Annotated in this window: 25 protein-coding genes and 1 tRNA gene; 7 read left to right on the top strand and 19 right to left on the bottom strand. The window is 66.8% G+C overall.

What is annotated here, in order from left to right; genetic code table 11:
* Positions 1 to 154: 154 nt before the first annotated feature.
* From NQV17_RS17185 to NQV17_RS17175, 3 genes are all read right to left on the bottom strand, one after another.
* Positions 155 to 1,213: a permease gene (locus NQV17_RS17185; protein ID WP_044843616.1), complete on the bottom strand. Its 1,059-nt coding sequence runs from the start codon at positions 1,211 to 1,213 to the stop codon at positions 155 to 157.
* Positions 1,210 to 2,337, bottom strand: a complete 1,128-nt coding sequence (gene mnmH / locus NQV17_RS17180) for a tRNA 2-selenouridine(34) synthase MnmH (protein ID WP_124485543.1) — start codon at positions 2,335 to 2,337, stop codon at positions 1,210 to 1,212. The genes NQV17_RS17185 and mnmH overlap by 4 nt, the downstream gene beginning before the upstream one ends.
* 64 nt (positions 2,338 to 2,401) lie before the next feature.
* A complete protein-coding gene (locus tag NQV17_RS17175) occupies positions 2,402 to 3,355 on the bottom strand; it encodes a LysR family transcriptional regulator (RefSeq protein WP_257773157.1) in 954 nt (317 codons plus the stop codon).
* A gap of 164 nt (positions 3,356 to 3,519) precedes the next feature.
* On the opposite strand from NQV17_RS17175, the gene NQV17_RS17170 reads away from it, so the two are divergent.
* Both NQV17_RS17170 and NQV17_RS17165 read left to right on the top strand, forming a co-directional pair.
* Positions 3,520 to 4,941 carry a M20 family metallopeptidase gene (locus NQV17_RS17170; protein ID WP_257773156.1) on the top strand — a complete coding sequence of 474 codons (1,422 nt, stop codon included), beginning with the start codon at positions 3,520 to 3,522 and terminating at the stop codon, positions 4,939 to 4,941.
* Between the two features lie 35 nt (positions 4,942 to 4,976).
* Positions 4,977 to 6,263, top strand: coding sequence for an MFS transporter (locus NQV17_RS17165; protein ID WP_257773155.1), 1,287 nt, complete (start codon positions 4,977 to 4,979; stop codon positions 6,261 to 6,263).
* Between the two features lie 98 nt (positions 6,264 to 6,361).
* Here the strand turns inward: NQV17_RS17165 and NQV17_RS17160 are convergent, their stop codons facing one another.
* Together NQV17_RS17160 and NQV17_RS17155 are read right to left on the bottom strand one after the other, a co-directional pair.
* Complete coding sequence (locus NQV17_RS17160; protein WP_257773154.1) at positions 6,362 to 7,414, bottom strand: NADP(H)-dependent aldo-keto reductase; 1,053 nt, start codon at positions 7,412 to 7,414, stop codon at positions 6,362 to 6,364.
* Between the two features lie 196 nt (positions 7,415 to 7,610).
* Positions 7,611 to 8,048, bottom strand: coding sequence for a PaaI family thioesterase (locus NQV17_RS17155; protein WP_044845043.1), 438 nt, complete (start codon positions 8,046 to 8,048; stop codon positions 7,611 to 7,613).
* Between the two features lie 169 nt (positions 8,049 to 8,217).
* Here NQV17_RS17155 and NQV17_RS17150 point away from each other — a divergent pair, with 169 nt between their 5' ends.
* A complete protein-coding gene (locus NQV17_RS17150; RefSeq protein ID WP_257773153.1) occupies positions 8,218 to 8,700 on the top strand; it encodes a helix-turn-helix domain-containing protein in 483 nt (160 codons plus the stop codon).
* Positions 8,701 to 9,117: 417 nt separating this feature from the next.
* Complete coding sequence (locus tag NQV17_RS17145; protein WP_257773152.1) at positions 9,118 to 9,741, top strand: phospholipase D family protein; 624 nt, start codon at positions 9,118 to 9,120, stop codon at positions 9,739 to 9,741.
* A 177-nt stretch (positions 9,742 to 9,918) separates the two neighbouring features.
* Here NQV17_RS17145 and NQV17_RS17140 read toward each other — a convergent pair whose 3' ends face one another.
* The 3 genes from NQV17_RS17140 to NQV17_RS17130 form a co-directional block, all read right to left on the bottom strand.
* A complete protein-coding gene (locus tag NQV17_RS17140) occupies positions 9,919 to 10,137 on the bottom strand; it encodes a hypothetical protein (RefSeq protein ID WP_257773151.1) in 219 nt (72 codons plus the stop codon).
* A 434-nt stretch (positions 10,138 to 10,571) separates the two neighbouring features.
* The gene (locus tag NQV17_RS17135; RefSeq protein ID WP_124485551.1) at positions 10,572 to 11,045 is read right to left on the bottom strand and encodes a VOC family protein; all 474 of its coding nucleotides are present in this window, start codon (positions 11,043 to 11,045) and stop codon (positions 10,572 to 10,574) included.
* Positions 11,046 to 11,306: 261 nt separating this feature from the next.
* Positions 11,307 to 11,615, bottom strand: coding sequence for a hypothetical protein (locus NQV17_RS17130; RefSeq protein WP_044845154.1), 309 nt, complete (start codon positions 11,613 to 11,615; stop codon positions 11,307 to 11,309).
* A gap of 201 nt (positions 11,616 to 11,816) precedes the next feature.
* Between NQV17_RS17130 and NQV17_RS17125 the strand changes: the two genes are divergently transcribed.
* Positions 11,817 to 12,560 carry a DUF695 domain-containing protein gene (locus NQV17_RS17125; protein WP_257773150.1) on the top strand — a complete coding sequence of 248 codons (744 nt, stop codon included), beginning with the start codon at positions 11,817 to 11,819 and terminating at the stop codon, positions 12,558 to 12,560.
* A gap of 361 nt (positions 12,561 to 12,921) precedes the next feature.
* Here NQV17_RS17125 and NQV17_RS17120 read toward each other — a convergent pair whose 3' ends face one another.
* Entirely contained in the window at positions 12,922 to 13,098 is a 177-nt protein-coding gene (locus tag NQV17_RS17120; protein WP_257773149.1) for a hypothetical protein, read from the bottom strand.
* A 191-nt stretch (positions 13,099 to 13,289) separates the two neighbouring features.
* Positions 13,290 to 13,769: a hypothetical protein gene (locus tag NQV17_RS17115; protein WP_257773148.1), complete on the bottom strand. Its 480-nt coding sequence runs from the start codon at positions 13,767 to 13,769 to the stop codon at positions 13,290 to 13,292.
* A 263-nt stretch (positions 13,770 to 14,032) separates the two neighbouring features.
* Between NQV17_RS17115 and NQV17_RS17110 the strand changes: the two genes are divergently transcribed.
* The gene (locus tag NQV17_RS17110; RefSeq protein ID WP_044845051.1) at positions 14,033 to 14,497 is read left to right on the top strand and encodes a hypothetical protein; all 465 of its coding nucleotides are present in this window, start codon (positions 14,033 to 14,035) and stop codon (positions 14,495 to 14,497) included.
* Between the two features lie 19 nt (positions 14,498 to 14,516).
* On the opposite strand, the gene NQV17_RS17105 is transcribed toward NQV17_RS17110, so the two are convergent.
* The 9 genes from NQV17_RS17105 to ssuD form a co-directional block, all read right to left on the bottom strand.
* A complete protein-coding gene (locus tag NQV17_RS17105; protein ID WP_257773147.1) occupies positions 14,517 to 15,077 on the bottom strand; it encodes a GNAT family N-acetyltransferase in 561 nt (186 codons plus the stop codon).
* Between the two features lie 567 nt (positions 15,078 to 15,644).
* A tRNA-His gene (locus tag NQV17_RS17100) sits at positions 15,645 to 15,720 on the bottom strand.
* A gap of 59 nt (positions 15,721 to 15,779) precedes the next feature.
* Positions 15,780 to 16,766: a tRNA dihydrouridine(20/20a) synthase DusA gene (gene dusA / locus NQV17_RS17095; protein WP_257773146.1), complete on the bottom strand. Its 987-nt coding sequence runs from the start codon at positions 16,764 to 16,766 to the stop codon at positions 15,780 to 15,782.
* A 126-nt stretch (positions 16,767 to 16,892) separates the two neighbouring features.
* Positions 16,893 to 17,147: a hypothetical protein gene (locus tag NQV17_RS17090; protein WP_257773145.1), complete on the bottom strand. Its 255-nt coding sequence runs from the start codon at positions 17,145 to 17,147 to the stop codon at positions 16,893 to 16,895.
* Between the two features lie 55 nt (positions 17,148 to 17,202).
* Complete coding sequence (locus NQV17_RS17085; RefSeq protein WP_257773144.1) at positions 17,203 to 17,400, bottom strand: hypothetical protein; 198 nt, start codon at positions 17,398 to 17,400, stop codon at positions 17,203 to 17,205.
* Between the two features lie 141 nt (positions 17,401 to 17,541).
* Positions 17,542 to 17,757, bottom strand: coding sequence for a molybdopterin-binding protein (locus NQV17_RS17080; RefSeq protein ID WP_006400187.1), 216 nt, complete (start codon positions 17,755 to 17,757; stop codon positions 17,542 to 17,544).
* A gap of 57 nt (positions 17,758 to 17,814) precedes the next feature.
* Positions 17,815 to 18,774, bottom strand: a complete 960-nt coding sequence (locus NQV17_RS17075; RefSeq protein ID WP_257773143.1) for an ATP-binding cassette domain-containing protein — start codon at positions 18,772 to 18,774, stop codon at positions 17,815 to 17,817.
* The gene (gene ssuC, locus NQV17_RS17070; protein WP_044845066.1) at positions 18,771 to 19,583 is read right to left on the bottom strand and encodes an aliphatic sulfonate ABC transporter permease SsuC; all 813 of its coding nucleotides are present in this window, start codon (positions 19,581 to 19,583) and stop codon (positions 18,771 to 18,773) included. The genes NQV17_RS17075 and ssuC overlap by 4 nt, the downstream gene beginning before the upstream one ends.
* 16 nt (positions 19,584 to 19,599) lie before the next feature.
* Positions 19,600 to 20,757: an FMNH2-dependent alkanesulfonate monooxygenase gene (gene ssuD / locus NQV17_RS17065; RefSeq protein WP_257773142.1), complete on the bottom strand. Its 1,158-nt coding sequence runs from the start codon at positions 20,755 to 20,757 to the stop codon at positions 19,600 to 19,602.
* Between the two features lie 341 nt (positions 20,758 to 21,098).
* On the opposite strand from ssuD, the gene NQV17_RS17060 reads away from it, so the two are divergent.
* Positions 21,099 to 21,527 (top strand): hypothetical protein, encoded by a 429-nt coding sequence (locus tag NQV17_RS17060; protein ID WP_044845068.1) that lies wholly within the window; start codon positions 21,099 to 21,101, stop codon positions 21,525 to 21,527.
* Positions 21,528 to 21,649 lie beyond the last annotated feature (122 nt).

Genomic DNA, 21,649 nt, shown 5'->3' with positions numbered 1-21,649 from the left:
ACGGGACCGGTCGGCGCGGGCCGCAGCCCGCAGCGGCCACCAACGCAGGTCCGGTCGCCGGCAGCCGGGCATGTCGTGCCTCGCGCCTCGACCGGCCACGCGAGCCGGACTTGTCCGGCCGTCGCGCCCGCTCGCCGTCCCGTCCGCGAGTCCGTCAGAACCCGAATGCGATCGCGAGCAGCCCGCTCACGATCCCGAACACGACGACGAGGCCCGTGACGATCGCCAGCATGTAAGGCTTGAACGACCGCGCGAGCATCGCGAGCGACGGCACGCTGATCGGCGGCAGCGTCATCAGCAGCGCGGCGGCCGGGCCGACGCCCATGCCGAGCGACAGCATCGCCTGGATGATCGGCACTTCACCGGCCGTCGGGATCACGAACAACGTCCCCGCGACCGCGAACGCGATGATCCAGCCGAGATGGTTGCCGATGTCCGGGCCGATGTGCGGGAACAGCCACGCGCGCGCCGCGCCGAGCAGCAGCACGAGCACGATGTATTCGGGCACGAGCCGCACGGCCATGCGTGCGAGCAGCTTCATCCAGCGGACGAACGGATTGCCCGCGGCGGCCTGTTCGGCCACCAGCGCGGCGAGTTGCGCGTCGTCGATACTGCGGTCCTCCGGACGCGCGATGCGGTTCAGCAGATAGCCGATCCCGAATACCATCGCGATGCCGAGCACGAGCCGCAACGCGCTCCAGTGCCAGCCGAGCACGAAGCCCATGAACACCAGCGCGGCCGGATTCAGCACCGTGTTGCCGAGCCAGAACGCGACCGCGCCGCCCGGCGACGCGTGCCGCGCACGCAGGCCCGCGACGACCGGCGCCGCGCAGCACGTGCACATCATGCCCGGCAGCGACAGCAGGCCGCCCGCGGCGACACTGCCGAAGCCCGTGCGGCCGAGCACGCGCGCGACCCAGTGCGCGGGCAGCAGCGCCTGCACGGCCGAACCGAGCAGCAGGCCGAGCACCATGGCCTGCCAGATCGCCTTGCCATACGCCCATGCGTAGTCGAGCGCCGCCTTCAGCGACGGCTCGGGCGCGCTCGCCGACGTGCCCATCAGGATCGACTGGCCGATCGAATGATGCTCGGCGGCGACGAACGCCTTGTTGTAGTACGGGAACCATTTCACGTAGAACAGTCCCGCGACCGCGATCAGCAGGAAGGTCAGCCAGCCGAGCGCCGGACTGGGTTGGGTGCGTGTGGTCGTCATCGTGCGGTGGTCGTAGGGTTGTGGTCGGTGGCCGCTCGCGCCGCCCCGCCGGCCGCGGGCGAGGCCGGCAGCCCGGCCTGCGCGAGCGCGTCGAGCAGCGCGCGCGCCTGCTCGCGCCCGTCGGCCGCATTCGGCCGGAAAGTGAACGTCAGTGCGCGGTTCGGCTTGTTGTACGTGGCGCGGTAGGTGCGCGCATAGGCGGGATCGTAATGCTTGTCGATCAGTTCGGTGAACAGCTCGGCCCGCGCGTCGGCATCGATCAGCGCATGCCAGTGCGCCACCTCGTCACGGCTGTGCAGGCCGATCAGCCGATTGAGCTGCGCCTTGAACGCGGCCGGCTCGTCGAACAGGTGGGCATAGTCGTCAAGGAGAAACGCGATGCGTTCGTCGTGCGCCGCCTCGACCTGCACCCACGGCCCGGCGTGAAACGCGTCGATCAACGCGATCGGCAGGTGCACGAGCCCGATTCTGCGGCTTTCCGATTCGACGAACACCGGCCATTCGGGGTCGAAACGCCCGAGTGTCTCGACGAGCCCCGAATCGAAGCCCTTCTGCGACGGCTGCGGCTTGCCCGGCAGCGCGCCGAGCAGCGAGCCGCGATGGCGCGCGAGCGCTTCGAGATCGAGCGTCTGCGCCCCTTCGTCGCGCAGCGCGTTCAGCAGCCGCGTCTTGCCGCAGCCGGTATGACCGACGAGCGCGATGTAGCGAAACCGTGTCGGCAGCGTGTCGAGCGTCGCGCACACGGAGTGGCGGTACGCCTTGTAGCCGCCGTCGAGTTGGCGCGCCTGCCAGCCGATCAGGTTGAACCAGGTCGTCATCGAACCCGAGCGCTTGCCGCCGCGCCAGCAGTAGATCAGCGGCCGCCAGTTGCGCGGACGGTCGGCAAACGTGGTGTCGAGATGGCGCGCGATGTTGCGTGCGACCATCGCCGCGCCGACGCGCGTCGCTTCATACGGCGACACCTGACGGTACATCGTGCCGACGATCACGCGCTCCTCGTTGCTGAGCACGGGCGCGTTCAGCGCGCCGGGGATGTGATCCTCGGCGAATTCGAGCGGCGTACGCACGTCGATGATCTCGTCGAACTCGCCGGCGCGATCGAGGGTGACAATCAGGTTCTTCAATTTGGCGTCGAACAGGGGCGATGCGGCTCGGCGAGCCGCACGGGCACGGAAGGCGGATTCGCGATTATCTCACGCTCGGGCGTCCCGGGCCGCGCGCGGCAACCGGGGGCGGCGACGCGGCGCTCATCACGTCGATCAGATGGTCGCGAAACGCGCGCACCGACGCGGGCAGATCGCGCCCCGCCATGGTCTGCACCTGGATGCTGCGCTCGCGCAGCTGGGGGTTCGTGACGGGCACGACGACAAAGCCGTCCGCGGCGAAGCGGTCGCGTACCGACAGCAGCCCGGTGAACATGACCGCGCCGGTACGCTGCGCGTAGCGGTACATCACCGCGGTGTTGTTGCTGGTCAGTTCCGGCTCGAGCATGAGCCCGTCGAGCACGCACGCGATGTCGATCAGCTGGCGCACCGTCGTGCCGGCCTCGGGCAGCACATGCGGGTGCCGGGCGACATCGGCGAGCGACACCGAGTCGCGCGCCGCGAGCGGATGGTCGCGCCGCACGAGCGCGAAGACCGGCGCGCGCTCCGTGTGTTCGACGCGTACGCCCTGCTCCGGCGCCAGGCTGAACGTCAGCCCGATGTCGGCATCGCCGTCGCGCACGCGCCGCGTCGCCTCCGCCGGCGACACGACCCACACCGAGAAATCGACGCCCGGGTGGCGCGCCTTGAAGCCCGCGAGCGCACCCGGCAGGAAATCGATCGCGAACCCTTCCGAGCAGGCAACCTTCAGCAGGCTGCCGTGCAGCGCCTCCAGCCCGCCGATTTCCTTCATCACGTGCTCGGCCTCCAGCAGGCTGCGCTGCGCGAAGCCCAGCAACCGCTCGCCGGCCTCCGACAGCGCCATCCCGCGGGGCCGGCGCTCGAACAGCGGCGCGCCGAGCTCGCTTTCGAGCTTCGCGATCTGCCGGCTGATCGCCGAGACGGCCACGTGCAGCCGCGCCGATGCGTCGCTGATCGACCCGGTGCGCGCCACTTCGACGAAATACCGCAGCGCAAGACCATGCAGGAAAGCCGCCATCGTTCTGTCCCCGGGCCCGTCGCCCAGGCCGCTCCGCTTTGCCTTTTCGGCAAAGAAATGTTCGAAATTCGATCATTGTGACAAAAAAAAGGGCTTCCTAGAATCGATCGCACTCCCGGCCGTGCGCGCCGCGCCCGCCTGAAAACCGATACAGGAGACCCGTCTTGAGCCGTACCGCCGCCATCCAGCACGCGCTGAACCAGTTCGAATCGGGCGCATTCTTCACGACCCTGAGCCGCCGCGTCGGCCTGCGCACCGAAAGCCAGGACAGCGCCTCGGGCGCCGCGCTGCGCGCCTACCTGACCGACGAGATCGCACCGGAGGCCGCGCGCCTCGGCTTCACGTCGCGGATCGTCGAGAACCCTGCCGACGGCGGCGGCCCGTTCCTGCTGGCCTCGCGCCACGAGGACGACGCGCTGCCGACCGTGCTGATCTACGGCCACGGCGACGTCGTGCGCGGCTACGACGCGCAATGGCGGGCGCCGCTGTCGCCGTGGACGCTGACCGTCGACGGCGATCGCTGGTACGGCCGCGGCAGTGCCGACAACAAGGGGCAGCACACGATCAACCTGGCCGCGCTGGCGAGCGTGCTCGCCGCGCGCGGCGGCCGGCTCGGCTTCAACGCGAAACTGCTGATCGAGATGGGCGAGGAAACCGGGTCACCGGGCCTCGACGCACTGTGCCGCCAGGAGCGCGACACGCTCGCGGCCGACGTGCTGATCGCGTCCGACGGGCCACGCGTCACCGCCGAACGCCCCACCGTGTTCCTCGGCTCGCGCGGCTCCGTCAACTTCAAGCTCAGCCTGCGCGCCCGCGACGGCGGCCATCACTCGGGCAACTGGGGCGGCCTGCTGCGCAACCCGGCGACCGTGCTCGCGAACGCGCTCGCGAGCCTCGTCGACGCGCGCGGCGCGATCCGCGTCGCGGGGCTGCGCCCGCCGCCGATCCCGGCGGCCGTGCGCGCCGCGCTCGCCGACCTGTCCGTCGGCGGCGGCCCCGGCGATCCGGCGCTCGACGCCGACTGGGGCGAGCCGGGCCTCTCCGCCGCCGAGCGCGTGTTCGGCTGGAATACGTTCGAGATCCTCGCGTTCAAGGCCGGCAATCCCGACCATCCGGTCAATGCGATTCCACCCGTCGCGTATGCGCACTGCCAGTTGCGTTTCGTGGTCGGCACCGACTGGGAGGCGCTGCATGCGCACCTGCGCGCGCATCTGGATGCGCACGGCTTCGCCGACGTCGAGATCGACGTCGAACGCGGCGCGCCGGCGACGCGCCTGCCGCCGGACGATCCGTGGGTCCGCTGGGCCGTGGCGTCGCTCGCGCGCACGACCGGCAAGAAGCCCGCGATCCTGCCGAACCTTGGCGGCACGCTGCCGAACGAAGTGTTCGCCGACACGCTCGGGCTGCCGACGCTGTGGGTGCCGCACTCGTATCCGGCGTGCTCGCAGCACGCGCCCGACGAGCACCTGCTCGCGAGCGTCGTGCGGGAAGGACTGCAGATGATGGCCGGCCTCTTCTGGGATCTCGGCGACGCCGCGCCGCCCGTTCGCCGCGCGGCACCCGCCGCGGCCGGCGCCGCCCTGTAACGCGCTTCGCCCCCTTTCTCGGGACTGCTCACACGATGAATACGACCACCCTGACGTCGCAGGACGCCGCGCGCCCCAGCACCGCGAAGATCCGCCGCATCATCTTCGCCGCGTCGATCGGCAATGCGCTCGAATGGTTCGACCTGATCGTCTACGGCTTTTTCGCGGTGACGATCGCCAAGCTGTTCTTCCCCGCGACGAGCGAGGCGACCTCGCTGCTGCTCACGCTCGGCACGTTCGGGCTGTCCTACCTGATCCGGCCGATCGGCGGCTTCGTGCTCGGCGCCTACGCGGACCGCGCGGGCCGCAAGGCGTCGCTGCTGCTGTCGATCGCGATGATGATGGCCGGCACGCTGCTGATCGCGCTGATGCCGACCTATGCGTCGATCGGCATCCTCGCGCCGCTCGGGATCATGCTGTCGCGGCTGATGCAGGGCTTTTCCGCCGGCGGCGAATTCGCGAGCTCGACCGCGTTCCTCGTCGAACACGCGCCGCAGCGGCGCGGCTTCATGTCGAGCTGGCAGTTCGCGAGCCAGGGTCTCGCGACGCTGCTCGCATCGGGCTTCGGTGCACTGCTGACGTCGACGCTGAGCACCGCGCAACTCGAAAGCTGGGGCTGGCGCGTGCCGTTCCTGTTCGGCCTCGCGATCGGCCCGGTCGGGCTCTACATCCGCCGCTACGTCGACGAAGGCATCGAGTTCAAGACGCAGGCGCGCTCCGCCGCGCCCGTACGCGAACTGTTCGCGGACCAGAAGATGCGCGTGCTGCTGTCGATCGGCGTGCTCGTGATCTCGACCGCGATCAACTACATGGTGCTGTACATGCCGACGTATGCGATCAAGCAGCTCGGGCTGCCGGCATCGACGGGCTTCGCGGCGACGCTCGCGACCGGTTTCGTGCTGACGCTCGTCACGCCGCTCGTCGGCCACCTGTCCGATCGCACCGGACGGATCCGCGTGATGGCGGCAGCCGCCGTGCTGATGCTCGTCACCGTCTGGCCGACGTTCGCGTGGCTCACGCATCACGCGTCGTTCGCGACGATGCTCGCCGCGCTGATCTGGATCGGCCTGCTGAAGGCGACATACTGCGGCGCGCTGCCGGCGCTGATGGCCGAGCTGTTTCCGTCGCAGACCCGTGCGACCGGTCTCGCCGTCAGCTACAACACGGGCGTCACGCTGTTCGGCGGCTTCGCGCCGTTCGTGATCACGTGGCTGATCAGCGCGACCGGCAACCGGCTGTCGCCGGCGCTGTACCTGATCGGTTGCGCTGTGTTGAGTCTTATCGCCCTGCTGGTCGCGCGCACGCGGCTCGGGATGCGCTGACCGCGCTCGCGAACAAAACGACGGCGCGGCAATGCGCGCGTGACGCGGCCCGTCGCGGCATCCGTGCCGCACGGGCCGCGCGCCATTTACCGTGACGTTTACGGCGCCGGATTCGGCTGCAGCTCGTGCAGCGCGTCGATCTCGGCGAGGATTTCGTCGGACAGCTTCACGCCGATGCTGCCGATGTTCTCCTTCAGTTGCGCGAGCGACGTCGCCCCGACCAGGTTGCTACGCACGAACGGCCGGCTGTTGACGAACGCGAGCGCGAGCTGCGCGGGCGACAGCCCGTGGCGCTGCGCGAGCGCGACGTAGCGCGATGTCGCTTCGACCGCCTGCGGCTTGCTGTAACGCTGGAAGCGCTCGAACAGCGTGATGCGCGCGCCGGCCGGACGTGCGCCGTTCTCGTACTTGCCGGACAGCCAGCCGAACGCGAGCGGCGAATACGCGAGCAGGCCGACGCCGTCGCGATGCGTGAATTCGGACAGGCCGTTCTCGAACGTGCGGTTCAGCAGGCTGTACGGATTCTGGATGCTCGCGATGCGCGGCAGCCCGAGCTTCTCGGCCGCGCGCAGGAACTGCGCGACGCCCCACGGCGTTTCGTTCGACACGCCGATCGCGCGGATCTTGCCGGCCTTCACGAATTCCGCGAGCACGCCGAGCGTTTCCTCGATCGGCACCGTATACGCATCGTCGACCCACGGATACGCGGGGCGGCCGAACGTCGTCGTGCTGCGATCGGGCCAATGCAGCTGGTACAGGTCGACATAATCGGTCTGCAGGCGCTTGAGGCTGCCGTCGAGCGCCTCGGTCAGGTTCTTGCGGTCGAACTGGTTGCCTTCGCCGCGAATATGGCGCGGATTGTGCGGCTGCCGCGCCGGGCCCGCGATCTTCGTCGCGAGCACGATCCGGTCGCGCTGCGCACGATGCTGCGCGAGCCAGGTGCCGATGTACTGCTCGGTGCGGCCCTGGGTATCGGGCTTCGGTGGGACCGGGTACATTTCCGCGGCATCGATCAGCGTGACGCCCTGCCCGAGCGCGTAATCGATCTGCTCGTGCGCGTCGCGCTCCGAATTCTGCTCGCCCCACGTCATCGTGCCGAGACCGATCAGGCTCACCTCGATGCCCGAATCGCCGAGTGTGCGGTATTCCATGCTGTTCCTGTCGCGTCAGTGGAAAGCAGAAACGCTATCACACTGAAGCGAATGCTTCAGATGGCCGATGCAGACGCTTACAGGCGGCCTTCTGCGGTGCGTGCGCGACGCATCGCCAATGCGGATTGCGTGGCACCGTCGCCGCCATCTGCGCGTCGTTCGGACGCGAACCGACGTCATGACGCCATTTGCGACATTACTGCGGCCGCTGAATGAAGCAGGTCGCCGATGCATGCGCGACGATCTTGTCGTCCGGCGTTTTCAGCGTGCCTTCGGCGACGCCCAGCGAACGCGACAGGTGAATCACGCGCCCTTCGGCGATCAGGTCGACGTCGCGCGGCACCGGACGCAGCATCTTCACGTGCAGGTCGACCGTGCCGTAGCCGACGCCCGCGTCGAGCATCGAATGCACCGCGCAGCCCGTGACCGAGTCGAGCACCGTCGCGGCGAATCCGCCGTGCACGCCGCCGAGCGGATTCAGGTGCCGGCCGTCCGCCCGCGCGGAAAACTTCACGTAACCGAGCTCGACGCCCAGCGGCCGCATCGGGATCGTCTCCGAGATCGACGCGAGCGGCACGTCGCCCGCCGCCGCCGCGCGCAGCAGTTCGAGACCGGACAGGGAAAGCGGATTCATCGGGTTGTCTCCTGATTGAATGCGCGTCGCCGCGCGAGTAAGTTCTAAATTGGAACTGATTATTGATAACCGCGCCGAGCTTGTCAATGCAGCCGGCGCCCGGTGCAACCGAAGGTCAGTTCTATAATCGAACCCGCTCCTTCGCTGAACCGTCGCACGAGACTCGATCATGAAATGGGATGACATCGGTACGCTGAACTGCTCGGTCGCGCGCACGCTTGCCGTGCTCGGCGATCGCTGGACCATGCTGATCCTGCGCAACGCCTTTCTCGGCTGTCGCCGCTTCGATGCATTCCAGACGCAACTGGGCCTCACGCGTCACGTACTGGCCGAGCGGCTCGCGCGCCTCGTCGACGAAGGCGTACTGGTCAGGCGCGCGTATCAGGAACGCCCGCCGCGCTTCGAATACCGGTTGACCGAAAAAGGCCTCGACCTGTACCCGGCCCTGCTCGCGCTGATGACTTGGGGCGACCGCTGGAAGGACGACGGCCAGGGGCCGCCGGTGCAATTGCGCCATCGCACCTGCGGCCAGCTGATGCATGCGGTCGCGGTGTGCTCGGCGTGCGGCGAGCCGCTCGACCCGCGCCACGTGCAGCCGGAACCCGGGCCCGGCTGGGTCGCACACGAGGTGGCCGGAACGCGCGATGCCTGACGCGTCGCGCCGAGCGCCGGCTGTACGCACATGGGTACGCCCATGACAGCGCGGCGCGGCCATCATGCGTGCGCGTGTTGCGTGCGTCTTCGCCCGACGCGCATCGTTCGTGTTGCCGCGCCCTGTCTGCCGTTCCCGTCTCGTCGATCGCACGCCGCATTGTCCCTGCGCCCGCACGTGCGAGCCGTTCGTCCCGCAGGGACCGTGCCGTCTGCGCACACACGCGCACCGCATCGACTTCCGTCACCCGGCACGACCGCCGAGCCGATGCAGGCGCCGCGCGGCATGATGAACATCACCGCGTCGAGCGCTGCAGGCAGCCATCCAGCGTCTTCCATTCGCATTCGGGCGTGACCGCGCCGCCGTGTCTGCGTTACACTCACGGCCCGCTGTCTCAAAAAAGATTCGCTGTCCAAGATGTTGTCGCGCAAACGCCTCGCCGCCGCCTGCCTCGCTGCTTCCCTCGTCGCCACACCCTTCGCCGCCTTCGGCAAGACGCACAATGAATCGCTGCTGCAGCAGGCGTTCGACTTCATCGCGCAACTGCTGCCGACTCCGACCCATGAAGCGCCCGCCACGCAGTCCGTCGAATCGGCGTTCTCGCCCGATGGCGGTGCGGAGGCGCTCGTGCTGAAGGCAATCGGTGCCGCGCGCACCTCGATTCGCGTGGCCGCCTACTCGTTCACGTCGCCGCCCGTCACGCGCGCGCTGCTCGCCGCGAAGCGACGCGGCGTGAATGTCGCGGTCGTCGTGGACGACAAGGGCAATCGCGCGAAGAGCAGCAAGCAGGCGCTGAACCTGCTCGTCAACGCGGGCATTCCGACGCGCACGATCGACGCCTATGCGATCCACCACGACAAGTACCTCGTGATCGATGCCGAACATGTCGAGACGGGCTCGTTCAACTACAGCGCTTCGGCAGCCAGCCGCAATTCCGAAAACGTCGTCGTGGTCTGGAACAATCCGCAACTCGCGTCGCGCTACCTCGCGCATTGGCAAAGCCGCTTCGACCAGGGCACGCCGTACCGCTCGTCGTACTGACGCTTCGCCGCACGCGATCGCAGGCGCCCTTCGTGCGCAGCGCGGCCGACGCGCGTCGTCGTCGCACATCCGCGCGTGATGTCATCAATGATCGGTGCGCATCGCATGGCGATCAACCTGGCCGAATGGCCTGCACACCGGGCGTGACGGCGCCGCGATCGCTGGAATCGGTTGAAATCAGTGGATGTCGGGCGATCGCCCGGCGACCTGCGTGGCCGCGACGCACCGGCCGGCATGCGCACGCGCTTCGCTTGCCGAAGGCTTCGGCCGATCGCGCGTACCGTCAGGCAACGCGTCGAGTACGCAATCCGCACTGAAGGTCAACGTGTTCTGGACCATCGGATAGAGCAGATACAGCGCCAACGCGAGATATCCGGCGTACAGAATTCGAACCATGGTGCGATAGACGAACGATTGATCTTGCCCTGTTTACGGCATCACGTCGGACAGCTTGAGCACCGGGCATCGAATTGCACGGCCGGCGGCAACGCACGACGCGTGAAGCGTCCGTATTGCATCGACATGGCTACAACGCGTGGTGGCAGCACGATGGAGAATGCGTGATGCTGCTCGACGGGCGCTCGTCGAGCGTTGCGGTATCGACAGAAGCGAAGCACGCCGCCCGGCTTGCGCGAGCGCCGAACGACATACGATCTCGCGCGGCATCGCGCGGTCGCCGACCGGCTCGGATCGGCCGATCGGCACAGGTACGAATCCGCGGACAAGCGGCGAAGCAACGCCGCCGGCACCTGAACGCGGACGAGCCGCGCGCCGATACGCGCGGCCATGAGCCACGTTCAGTCGCGTTCAACCGGATTCGCCCGGCCCGGTCAGGCTCCGCACGGCGGCGCGCTCGCCATCGCTTCCGCGATCTGCTCGGGCGTCAGGTCGCGCTGGTGGGTCGCGATCGACCAGCGATGGCCGAACGGATCCTCCACTTGCCCATAGCGATCGCCCCAGAACATGTCGGCGGCCGGCATCGTGACTGTCGCGCCGGCCGCGACGGCCTGCGCGATCGCCGCATCGGTGTCCGGCACGAACAGGTGCAGGCAGACCGGCGTGCCTTTCAGCGTCTTCGGCCCGAGTGCGCCGTGCTCCGGCATTTCATCCACAAGCATCAGCGTCGAATCGCCGATGGCGAGGCATGCGTGCGCGAGCCGGCCGTCCGGGGTCGGCAGGCGGAACCGTTCGGTCGCGTTGAACGCGCGCTTGTAGAAGTCGATGGCTGCGGCGGCGCCGGCGCAGATCAGATGCGGCGTCAGCGTGCGCATCCCTTCCGGGATCGGATTGACGGATGTGGTCATGGGTGTCGCTCCTTCAGTCGGTGTCGTGTCGGAAATCGGGACGGACGCACGATGCGCACGCCTCCGATGCTACGACGGACGGGCTCGACGAAAATCGACACGCCGGACGACATTTTTTTATTCGCGACAGGCGCCGGAGCAGGTTCGGCCTGACAACGCGCGAGCATCAGGCAGCGTGCGACGTCCAATGGGGCGATCGCACATCCGGGCATGGCCTCGTGCGCGATGGCACGGCTCGTGGGAACACGCGCCGATCGCCGCTCAGATCTGCGGAAGGTCGCGCAACGTGCGCGACTCGCTCGTCGCATCGATGTCGAGTTCGATCCCCTCCGACGCGTCGCGATACAGCACGCGTTTCAGCCGCGGCCCCACCGCTGTGCCGTCCGCTTCGTCAAATACGGCGCGAACGTCGTTGCCGGCGGCAAGCGCGCGTGCCACTTCCGCCACCGACGCCTCGCTCGGCGTCGCCGCCCACGACCGGTCCGCCGGATTGACGGCCGCCCAGCGCACGTGCGTCACACGCGCACTGCGCACATCGATTCGGACACCATTCACCGCGAACATCGACATCGGAATCTCCTTCGAAACGGTTGCGGCCGGGCGAACGCCCGACGATGGAAACCGGCGATGGCGCGACAGCACGCGTTCGATCGCCACCGGACCCGCCGGACGCGCGATCACCGAGGCACGCAGCTTCGGCCAACGCGATTTTCGATGATACATTGGGACGCTTTGCAACCGTCAACAGACAATCGTGCACGGGAGAAACACATGACCGACGCCTGGGGAACCTTCCCTGCCAGAATGGGCGACCATCAGGCCTTCATCAGCTTCAATCACGGCTTTGCGGAAATCGCCGAAAGCGACCCGCGCACGTCGCTGCTCAGCGTGCGCGTCACCCTTGCGCATCCGACGCCCGACGGCCTGCCGAGCGGTGACGAATTCGCCGATCTCACGAAGATCGAGGATCTGCTGGACGCCGCGGTGACCGCGAAAAACGGCGTGCAGGTCGGCCGCATCACGGTCGACGGCAACCAGGATTTCCTGTTCTACGTGCCGTTCGACCAAGCAGCCGCGGGCGAGATCGTCGACTCGCTGGCCGAACAGACGACCTACGCACTTCAGTACGCCTATCAGGACGATCCGGACAAGGAAACGTACTGGCGCACGCTCTACCCGACCGACGACGACTGGCAGCTGATGCGCGACATGCGCGTGCTCGAGGCGCTGCGGCAGAAAGGCGACGTGAGCGACGTGAGCCGGCGCGTGATGCACTGGGCCTACTTCCCGGAACCCAGCGACGCGCACCAGTTCGCCGACTGGGCCGAGTCGAAAGGCTATCTGGTCGAATCGGTCGCGCCCACCGAGGATGGCAAATCGGCCGTGCGGTTCGCGCACGAAGGCACGACGGCGCTGGCCGACATCACGCACCATACACTCGAGATCAATCGCGAGGTGCGCTCGCTCGGCGGCGAATACGACGGCTGGGAAACCAGCGTCGAACAGGCAGGCTGATTGCGCTGACACGCGCGTGACGCGCGATCGGACCGTGACGGGTTCGGGACCGAAAGCATCCCGGCGGCGCGACCGCGTACCGTCGGGACCCGGGCATCGCCGGCCGCAACCGCCGATCGGCCCAAGCGATCGCTCGGCCACGAGGAATGCGATTCATACGGATCAGGCGAACGGATGCCGGGACGCGAAACGTCGCTTGCCGAACGCCTGTCCGGTTCCGCCGACGCGGCTTGCATGCGTCGTGCGGCCAAAAAGCCCCCGCTCCTGCGCGAGCGAGCGGGGTAACGGTTGACCGGGCCGGGGTAGAACGGTCAACCGGCCAGATTGTCATCGTGGCCCGTGCAACCGTCTGTGCGGCAACTCACCCTTTCAACCGGAAAGCCCGGCCGAGCACGACGAATTTCTTGCCGTCCTCGCTGACGATGAATCGATCGACCGTCTCTTCATATCGGCCGTTTTCGAACAGCGTTGCGGTACATCCTGCCAGACTGGCGGCAGCGACGAGCGCGCCGGCAGTCAGCAGCGTTCTTCTTTTCATGTTTCGAGTCCGGATTTTTTTGATTTATATCGGCGATTTTTAAATCGCGCCAGTCTCCGGTATCGCGCATGCATTGTCGAAGCGGCGTGATGCCGCTTTCCGTGAATCCGCGCTTTTCTTTCCGGATTTTCGTGAAACGACGTTTCACGATCTAATCCACTCTTTCTGGATGGAACGGTGCGAACCCGACGCTATGCCGGGCCGTCCGTGAACCATCCTGCAATCATGTCGATCCAGTCGAGATCGCTGGCGATTTCGACGACGACGTCGCTGATGGTTTCTTCGACTGAAGAATCGCTGGCGACCGCACTGGCGGTACCCGCGGCAGCACCGGCTGCGACCGCCTTCGCAGCTGGGATTTCGACGAGCGGCGCGCCCTGCGGGCTGACCAGCTGCTCCAGCCAGTCGACGATACTGGCACGCGCGTCGTCCTCGTCGGCGAAGTCGTTGCGCTTCAGAAAACGATCGAACACGACCCACGCGAGCGTCTTGCTTCGGGAAACGGAATCCAGTTGCCACTCGACCACGGCGACCCGCCCCGTTTCCCGGGTTTCGAGCGTCGCTGTGAAGCGGTAATCGAGATATTCGATCTCAAGTTCAGGCGACATGATTTTCTGCGGCCAATCCGCCCTCTCGGTTCTTATTGATGTGCCACGCCAGTCCGGTTTCACGCGCCGCGTGAATCTTGTGTGAATTCCGGACCGCATGGCATGCCGACAGGCAGTATCGCGATATTCTCGCAAGCTGTCGACCTCGACTGAAAATGCATGGCCGCCCCCGTCCAGTACCCGATACCCGTTGCGTGATCGATTCCGCGCCGCGTTCTTTCGCGCATGATTCCGCCGGGTCGATTCCGGGTATCCGCCTGCTCCGCGGCGGCAGCCGCGCTGCTACACTCCGGCCACAAAAAACGCTTGCCCCACCCAAGGAAACAATGACAGTCGCTCGGGCACAACATGACGGCGTCGATGTCTGGATCATCCAGCTTCCGGGACACCCCGCCTATGCCTATACGCACCTCAAGCGCGTGTTCGCGTCCGACGACTCGCGGCATCGCGTCGTGACGGTCGACCTGGCGAAGCTGCTCGCGTGCGCCGATCGCGACACGACCGACTATGTGCTGCCGTCGGTTCAATACTGGGCGCCCGGCAAGGCCGCCGGCATCCGCGATTTCCTCGATCCGGCCGAAGCCCGGATTCCCGACATGCCCTTCATCACGTTTCGCGAGACGAGAACGCGGACGCTGCTTGGCCTTCCGGGCCTGTCGAAAGTCGGCATCGCGTCGTTCCGGAACGGTCAGCATCGCGCGCGCTATCTGGCGTTTGCAGGGGCAACGAGCCTGCCTGTCGAGGTGCATGAAACGGAGGCAGATTTGCTCGTGCGGTATTGCGGCGAGTAGCGGACGCGCCGCTTCATCTTCAGCGGCATCGGTCGTGCAGCGTGCAGCCTTGGGGTTCGGTGCCGGCATCGATCACGTAGATCCGGTCGGCGACCTCCGTGCGGCCGATGAAGCTGGTTTCGACGCCTGCCAACCGCCAGCCGTTGTGCTCGTAGAAGCCGATCGCGCGGACGTTGCCGTCGAGTACCGAAAGATGAACCTTGTCCTCGCCGATATGGCGGGCCCATGCGCGAACGGCTTCGATCATGCGCTTGCCGGTACCGCTTCCGTGATGCGCGGGATGCACATGAAGGCAATCGAGCAGGACGCCGCGCGCCGGATCGACCGGTCTTTCGGCGCTGACGAAACCGACCGGCGCCCCGTCGGACTCGGCGATCAGCACGAGGCCCCACTCCGCTTCGGCGCGGTCGAAATAGTTTCGCCACCGCGTCGCGTGCTCCGTCGGCACCTCATCGGCGAGATAGGCCGCCGGCAGGATATGGCTATAGGCGTTCTGCCAGCTCAGCGTGTGCAAGCGAGCGATGTGTTCCGCGTCGTGTGGTGTCGCGTTGCGCAGCGTGACGGTGCGGTTTTCCGGCATGCGAGGGTCGCTCTCGTTGTGCGATGGAGACAGGGAAAGTGTAGCAATCGCGACGTTTCAGCGGCGGGTTGCATAGGGAATCGCGGGCGGCAGTGCGCGTCATGCCGTGGTAATCGCGTAGTTCACCGTGACGCCTGCCGCTTTCTCCAATTCCTCGACAGCAGCGCCGCCAAAAAAATGTCCCGACGCCTTCCGGGGCGTCGGGACCGAACGGCCCTGCAAAGCTAAGGGCACGAGGAATCGATACATTACATGAATGTAAGACTATTAAGCATTGGCGGCTCGTGCCAAGTCATTGGTTTAATCCGCCAATCTGCGAGACGATGAGCGAAGCCGGTCGCCGCTTCGCTTCGCGGGCTCAGCGGCCGCTCGATGGATCGGCCACGCGCGAGTGACGTGACTCGGCGCGCAGTCTCAATATCGAAACGGCTTTCGTCGGCTGACGCGAAATGGATGAATGGCGAGCAGAACGCTCTGGAAATGGCGCGGCTCGAATCGATGCGCTCGCATCGAATTTTCCGCACAAAACAAAACAGGCGCCGAAGCGCCTGTTTTGTTTGAGAATTTTGGGGTGGCTGATGGGACTCGAACCCACGACAACAGGAATCACAATCCTGGACTCTACCAACTGAGCTACAGCCACCACTGATACTGCTTTGTTTCTTCGCTGTTTCGTTTCGTGTTCAGCAGCGAAGAACAAGATTATACGAAGACTTTTCCGTCTTGCAAAGCATTTTTTTCAAAAATTTCTTCGGCGTCGTTCAGATGCGTGCGCGCCTCGTCGAACACGGCCAGATCGCCGCGCGCGAGCTTCTTGTTGTCGGACAGCACACGACGCCAGCCGCGCGCACCCGCGACGCCACGATAGAGCCCGAGAGCATGCCGCACAATCGCGCCGAGATACGTGCCGCGCTTCAGTTCCGCCGCGCAGTATTCGATCAGTTTCGCCTCGGCCTCCTCGCGCGTCGGCACCGCCGCAGTCGACCCGTAGAAGCGCGCATCGATACCCGCGAGCACATACGGGTTGTGATAAGCCTCGCGGCCGAGCATCACGCCGTCCACGTGCTCGAGATGCTGCGCGACTTCGTCGAGCGTCTTGATCCCGCCGTTGATCACGATCTCCAGCGACGGGAAATCGCGCTTCAGCTGATACGCATAGTCGTACTTGAGCGGCGGGATCTCGCGGTTCTCCTTCGGCGACAGCCCCTTCAGGATCGCATTGCGCGCGTGCACCACGAACGTTTCGCAGCCCGCCTCAGCCACCGTGCCGACGAAGTCCCGCACGAACGCATAATCCTCGACCGCGTCGACGCCGATCCGGTGCTTGACCGTGACCGGCACCGACACCGCATCGCGCATCGCCTTCACGCAGTCGGCAACGAGTTGCGGCTCGTTCATCAGGCACGCGCCGAACGCACCGCGCTGCACGCGCTCGGACGGACAGCCGCAATTCAGGTTGATCTCGTCGTAGCCCCACTGCTCGCCGAGTTTCGCGGCGCGCGCGAGATCGTCCCGTTCGCTGCCGCCCAGTTGCAGCGCGACCGGCGATTCGTTCGGCGTGAACGCGAGATGCCGCTGGGCGTCGCCGAACAGCAGCGCGCCCGTCGTGATCATTTCCGTATACAGCCACGTGTCGCGCGTCAGCGTGCGATGGAACGACCGGCAATGACGGTCGGTCCAGTCGAGCATGGGCGCCACGGAAACGCGGCGGGGAGGAAGCGAGGACGGTACGGACATGGAATTCGGGGCAGCAAGCGGCGCGGGAAACAACCTGACATTTTACCGCAACGCGACCAGGCCGGCCCGGCAGCCTGACTAGACCGGCCCGCCCTCGCCCAGTTCGGCGTCGACGGCCCGCCGCGCCTCGTCGAGCACGCGCTCGATCACGCGCCGTTCGGTCAGCAGCATCCCGTCGACCTTCACGAGCCGCCAGTCGATCCGCACGGCCGAGCCCTGCAGCACGCGGTAGTGCGCATGCTCGCCGTCCCACACCTGCTCGGTCTTCACCTCGATCTCGTAGCCGCGGTACGGCTCGCTGAAATCGCCGAGATCGCTGCCTCTCGGTTCCATCGCTCGCTCCGTGGCGACACGGCGCCAGGCCGCCGCGGCGGCCGGCGCCGTGCGCTCAATCGTATTCGTTGGACAAAACGGATTTGCCATCGGCGGTCAGGTCGACACGGCCGGCCGCCGCCTGGTAGATCAGCCCTTCGTTCAGCAACGCATAGACGACGTCGTCGAACGCGGCAGGGACCGGCCGGCTGTCGCCGAACTGGTCGATCCACTTCAGCGCCACGATGGCTTCGGGAGAAAGGATGGGGGTCATGCGTTGGCCTCCGGCGTCGGTGTCGTTCCATCCTAGCACTTCGTCCTGACGCCGAATACCGAGGCAAACGCTCGACCATGAACCAAGGGCGCCGTAGACGGCCAGACGGCCCGACCGCGGCGCCCTGCACCGGAAACGCGCTCAAAGGCGCGCGATCGACACCTCGGTGGATTTCACGAGCGCGACGACTTCCGCGCCGACCTTCAGTTCGAGTTCGTCGACCGAGCGCGTCGTGATCACCGACGTGACGATGCCGAACGGCGTCTCGACGTCGACCTCGGACACCACGGGCCCGCGAATGATCTCCTTCACCTTGCCTTTGAACTGGTTACGCACGTTGATTGCAGTGATGCTCATCGGGTTGATCGCTCCGAAGAAAAAAGTCTGAGAACGGGCGGCCGGTGCCGCCCGGATTTAAACGGCCCAGCGAATCTGCCCGACCGGTCGTACGTGCTCCACCTCAGGCACCGCACCCTGCTCGCCCCCGCCCGGCCCGCCGGCGAGGACGCGTTGCAGCACACGGTCCTCCAGCGCCGCGAATGCGGCCGACGCGCGCGCACGCGGCCGGTCGAGTGGAACGGACTGATCGAGGGCGACGCGCCCTTGCTCGATCAGCAGGATCCGGTCGCCGAGCGCGACGGCTTCCTGCACGTCGTGCGTGACGAGCAGCGCGGTGAACCGGTGCTCGCGCCACAAGCGCTCGATCAGCGCATGCATCTCGATGCGGGTCAGCGCGTCGAGCGCACCGAGCGGCTCGTCGAGCAGCAGCAATTGCGGCCGGTGCACGAGCGCGCGGGCGAGCGCGACGCGCTGCCGCTGGCCGCCCGACAGCTGGGCGGGCCAGTCATTCGCGCGCTCGAGCAGCCCGACTTCGTCGAGCACCGCGCGCGCCTGGTCGCGTGCCCCGCGGCCCAGGCCCAGCATCACGTTCTGCAGCACGGTCTTCCACGGCAGCAGTCGCGCATCCTGGTACATGATCCGGGTGTCGAGCGTGCCGCCACCCTGGCCGCGCGTCACGAGCGCACCGCTGCTCGGCGCCTCGAGCCCCGCGACGAGACGCAGCAGCGTGGATTTTCCGCAGCCGCTGCGGCCGACGATCGCGACGAAGCTGCCGCGCGCGATGCCGAGTTCGACGTTGTCGAGCACGGTGCGCGTGCCGAAGCGCTTGCTGACGCCCGACAGCGTCACCGCGTCGTCGACTGCCGGGCTGCCCGTACGCCGCCGCGCGAGCGGCACGACCGAGGCGCCGCCGTCACGATCGAGAATCGCCGCATCGCGTGCGTCGTCGTCCGCGACGCGTGCCTGCACCAGTTCGGCCTCGAGGTCTGCGCCGGCGAGCGGACCGTAGGCGGCCGCCGAAGTCGTCGCATTCATGCCTTTGCTCCTGATTGATAAGCGGGGTGCCAGCGCAGCGTCACACGCTCGATCCATTTCGCCAGCACGTCGGCCAGCTTGCCGAGCACCGCATACAGCAGGATGCCGACCACCACCACATCGGTTTGCAGGAATTCACGCGCGTTCATCGTCATGTAGCCGATGCCCGATTGCGCGGAGATCGTTTCCGCGACGATCAGCATCACCCACATCAGCCCGAGCGCGAAGCGCACGCCGACGAGAATCGACGGCAATGCGCCGGGCAGAATCACGTCGCGATACAGCGCGAAGCCGCGCACCCCATAGCTCTTCGCCATCTCGATCAGGTTCGCGTCGACCGAGCGGATCCCGTGATACGTGTTGATGTAAACCGGGAAGAACACGCCGAGCGAAACGAGGAACAGCTTCGCCTTCTCGTCGATGCCGAACCACAGGATCACGAGCGGAATCATCGCGAGCGCGGGGATGTTGCGGATCATCTGGATCGTCGAATCGAGCGCGACCTCCGCCGCTTTCGACAGGCCGGTCGCGAGCCCCAGCGCAAGGCCCACGCCGCCGCCGATCGCGAAGCCGAACAGCGCGCGCCAGGTACTGACCTTCACGTTCGCCCACATCTCGCCCGACGTCACGAGCGACCACGCGGCACGCACGACCGCCAGCGGCTCGGGCAGCACACGGGTCGACAGCCAGCCGACGCGCGCGCCGACCTCCCATGCGGCCAGCAGCGCGAGCGGCACGAGCCACGGCGCGATGCCGCGCCAGGCGCGGGCGGCCACGGCGGCGCCCGTCGTCGACGTTTTCGTTGTCATCGCAGGCCTCCTTCGTTCAGCTCTGGCTCGCCTTCGGCAGGTAGTTGTTGCCGACGATCTCGCCGAACGGCCCCGACAGCGGGCCGGACGGACGCGCCGCGCCCTTGCCCTTGATCAGCGGGAACACGAGCTCGGCGAAGCGGTACGACTCCTCGAGGTGCGGATAGCCGGACAGGATGAACGTCTCGATGCCGAGATCCGCGTATTCGCGCATGCGTTCCGCGACCTGCTCGGGGTTGCCGACGAGCGCGGTACCCGCGCCGCCGCGCACGAGACCGACACCGGCCCACAGGTTCGGATACACCTCGAGCGCCTCGCGGCCGCCGCGCTTGCCCCCGTGCAGCGCGGCCATCCGGCGCTGGCCTTCCGAATCCATGTTCGCGAATGCCTGCTGGGCGCGGGCGATCGTCTCGTCGTCGAGACGGCTGATCAGGCGCTCGGCATCGCGCCACGCCTCGTCCTCGGTCTCGCGCACGATCACGTGCAGGCGGATGCCGAACTTGATCTTGCGGCCGCGCGCCTCGGCGCGGGCACGGATGTCGGCGATCTTCTTCGCGACGGCCTCGGGCGGCTCGCCCCAGGTCAGGTAGGTGTCGATGTGATCCGCGGCGATCGCGTGCGCGGCCGGCGACGATCCGCCGAACCACAGCGGCGGATGCGGGCGCTGCACGGGCGGATACAGCGCCTTGCCGCCCTTCGACTGAAGGTGCTTGCCGATGTAGTCGAAGCCGCCGTTATCGTGCGAGGCGGACAGCAGTCCGCGCCAGATGTTCAGGAAGTCGTCGGTGATTTCGTAGCGCGTATCGTGATCCGCGAAAAACCCGTCGCCTTCGAGCTCGGCGGCGTCGCCGCCCGTCACGACGTTGATCAGCAGGCGGCCGCCCGACAGGCGGTCGAACGTCGCGGCCATCCGCGCCGCGAGACCGGGCGATGCGATGCCGGGACGCACGGCGACCAGGAACTTCAGACGCTGCGTCGCCGGAATCAGGCTCGACGCAACAACCCACGCGTCCTCGCAGGAACGGCCGGTCGGCAGCAGCACGCCTTCGTAGCCGAGCGTGTCGGCCGCGACGGCGATCTGTTTGAAATAATCGTAATCCGCGGCGCGCGCGCCTTCGGCGGTGCCGAGATAACGGCTGTCGCCGTGCGTGGGAATAAACCAGAAAACATTCATCTGCTGCTCCTGCTTGACTGTCCTTGCCGGAATCTGGATAAAACGGGGCCCTGCTCGCGTCGCAAATCAGCGACGCATGCATGGTGTGCATTCGAATCGGGATGGCTCGCCGGTCAGGCCGTGCCGCGGACGAGTACGCGATTGCACGGCTGTTTCTGGGAAATCAGTCTATGGATCGGTGCAGGGCTTTGGAACGATTTTTTTGAGCTTAGGTTTTCCGCTTTCGTGATTAGCACGACGCTCCAGCGAATATCGCATCGGCCGGGCCCTATAATGACGCACCTATCCGAACAACTTCGCGCGGACGGCCCCGGCCGGCCGCGCCTGCAATACGCTCATCGATGCAGAAAGTCATCCTGCCGTTCCTGTCCGGCTTCCTGGCCGCCCTCTTCTTTCGCGAAGCGACGCTCGCGCTCTTGCATACGGCCGACCTGATCGCCGCAGCCGGGTTCTCCACGCAACCGTTCGCGCCGCTCGGCATTCCTGAATTTGTCGCGAACGCGCTGATCAGCGCGTGCTGCGCGATCCCGATGGCGTGGCTGCTGCGCGTGTCGCCGGAGCGCGAAGCGCCGTGGATCGGCGCGCTGGTGTTCGGCGGCATCGTGCTGACGGCCGCCCGCGTGTTCGCGATCGATCCGCTGCGCGGGATCTGGCCGTCGGGCAACATGATGCCGGTGCTCGCCGCCGGTTTCGCGGCAAACGCGGTGTGGGGTTTCGGTGCGCTGGTGTTCATGCGCGCGTTCATGTCGGACGACGCCGGCGACGAATAACGCACGGCTTGCGGCGAGATCCCGGCCCTGCCGCCGAGCCGGATCGGCATCCTCAAACGCAAACGCAAAGGCCGCCTGCACATGCAAGCGGCCTTTTTGCTTTTCGCTTCGATACCGCGCGC

This window comes from Burkholderia sp. SCN-KJ, from assembly GCF_024656005.1.
GTDB lineage: Bacteria > Pseudomonadota > Gammaproteobacteria > Burkholderiales > Burkholderiaceae > Burkholderia.
This window is presented reverse-complemented; position numbering and strand designations above follow the sequence as displayed.

Excerpts from the sequence above, each read along its gene's own strand:
- ssuC (WP_044845066.1), bottom strand. The coding sequence starts at position 19,583 with ATGACAACGAAAACGTCGACGACGGGCGCCGCCGTGGCCGCCCGCGCC.
- NQV17_RS17145 (WP_257773152.1), top strand. The coding sequence starts at position 9,118 with ATGTTGTCGCGCAAACGCCTCGCCGCCGCCTGCCTCGCTGCTTCCCTC.
- NQV17_RS17060 (WP_044845068.1), top strand. The coding sequence starts at position 21,099 with ATGCAGAAAGTCATCCTGCCGTTCCTGTCCGGCTTCCTGGCCGCCCTC.
- NQV17_RS17175 (WP_257773157.1), bottom strand. The coding sequence starts at position 3,355 with ATGGCGGCTTTCCTGCATGGTCTTGCGCTGCGGTATTTCGTCGAAGTG.
- NQV17_RS17135 (WP_124485551.1), bottom strand. The coding sequence starts at position 11,045 with ATGACCACATCCGTCAATCCGATCCCGGAAGGGATGCGCACGCTGACG.
- NQV17_RS17185 (WP_044843616.1), bottom strand. The coding sequence starts at position 1,213 with ATGACGACCACACGCACCCAACCCAGTCCGGCGCTCGGCTGGCTGACC.
- NQV17_RS17130 (WP_044845154.1), bottom strand. The coding sequence starts at position 11,615 with ATGTCGATGTTCGCGGTGAATGGTGTCCGAATCGATGTGCGCAGTGCG.
- dusA (WP_257773146.1), bottom strand. The coding sequence starts at position 16,766 with ATGCTCGACTGGACCGACCGTCATTGCCGGTCGTTCCATCGCACGCTG.
- NQV17_RS17165 (WP_257773155.1), top strand. The coding sequence starts at position 4,977 with ATGAATACGACCACCCTGACGTCGCAGGACGCCGCGCGCCCCAGCACC.
- NQV17_RS17110 (WP_044845051.1), top strand. The coding sequence starts at position 14,033 with ATGACAGTCGCTCGGGCACAACATGACGGCGTCGATGTCTGGATCATC.
- NQV17_RS17105 (WP_257773147.1), bottom strand. The coding sequence starts at position 15,077 with ATGCCGGAAAACCGCACCGTCACGCTGCGCAACGCGACACCACACGAC.
- NQV17_RS17155 (WP_044845043.1), bottom strand. The coding sequence starts at position 8,048 with ATGAATCCGCTTTCCCTGTCCGGTCTCGAACTGCTGCGCGCGGCGGCG.
- NQV17_RS17140 (WP_257773151.1), bottom strand. The coding sequence starts at position 10,137 with ATGGTTCGAATTCTGTACGCCGGATATCTCGCGTTGGCGCTGTATCTG.
- NQV17_RS17080 (WP_006400187.1), bottom strand. The coding sequence starts at position 17,757 with ATGAGCATCACTGCAATCAACGTGCGTAACCAGTTCAAAGGCAAGGTG.
- NQV17_RS17120 (WP_257773149.1), bottom strand. The coding sequence starts at position 13,098 with ATGAAAAGAAGAACGCTGCTGACTGCCGGCGCGCTCGTCGCTGCCGCC.
- NQV17_RS17085 (WP_257773144.1), bottom strand. The coding sequence starts at position 17,400 with ATGACCCCCATCCTTTCTCCCGAAGCCATCGTGGCGCTGAAGTGGATC.
- NQV17_RS17150 (WP_257773153.1), top strand. The coding sequence starts at position 8,218 with ATGAAATGGGATGACATCGGTACGCTGAACTGCTCGGTCGCGCGCACG.
- NQV17_RS17125 (WP_257773150.1), top strand. The coding sequence starts at position 11,817 with ATGACCGACGCCTGGGGAACCTTCCCTGCCAGAATGGGCGACCATCAG.
- NQV17_RS17160 (WP_257773154.1), bottom strand. The coding sequence starts at position 7,414 with ATGGAATACCGCACACTCGGCGATTCGGGCATCGAGGTGAGCCTGATC.
- NQV17_RS17090 (WP_257773145.1), bottom strand. The coding sequence starts at position 17,147 with ATGGAACCGAGAGGCAGCGATCTCGGCGATTTCAGCGAGCCGTACCGC.
- NQV17_RS17075 (WP_257773143.1), bottom strand. The coding sequence starts at position 18,774 with ATGAATGCGACGACTTCGGCGGCCGCCTACGGTCCGCTCGCCGGCGCA.
- ssuD (WP_257773142.1), bottom strand. The coding sequence starts at position 20,757 with ATGAATGTTTTCTGGTTTATTCCCACGCACGGCGACAGCCGTTATCTC.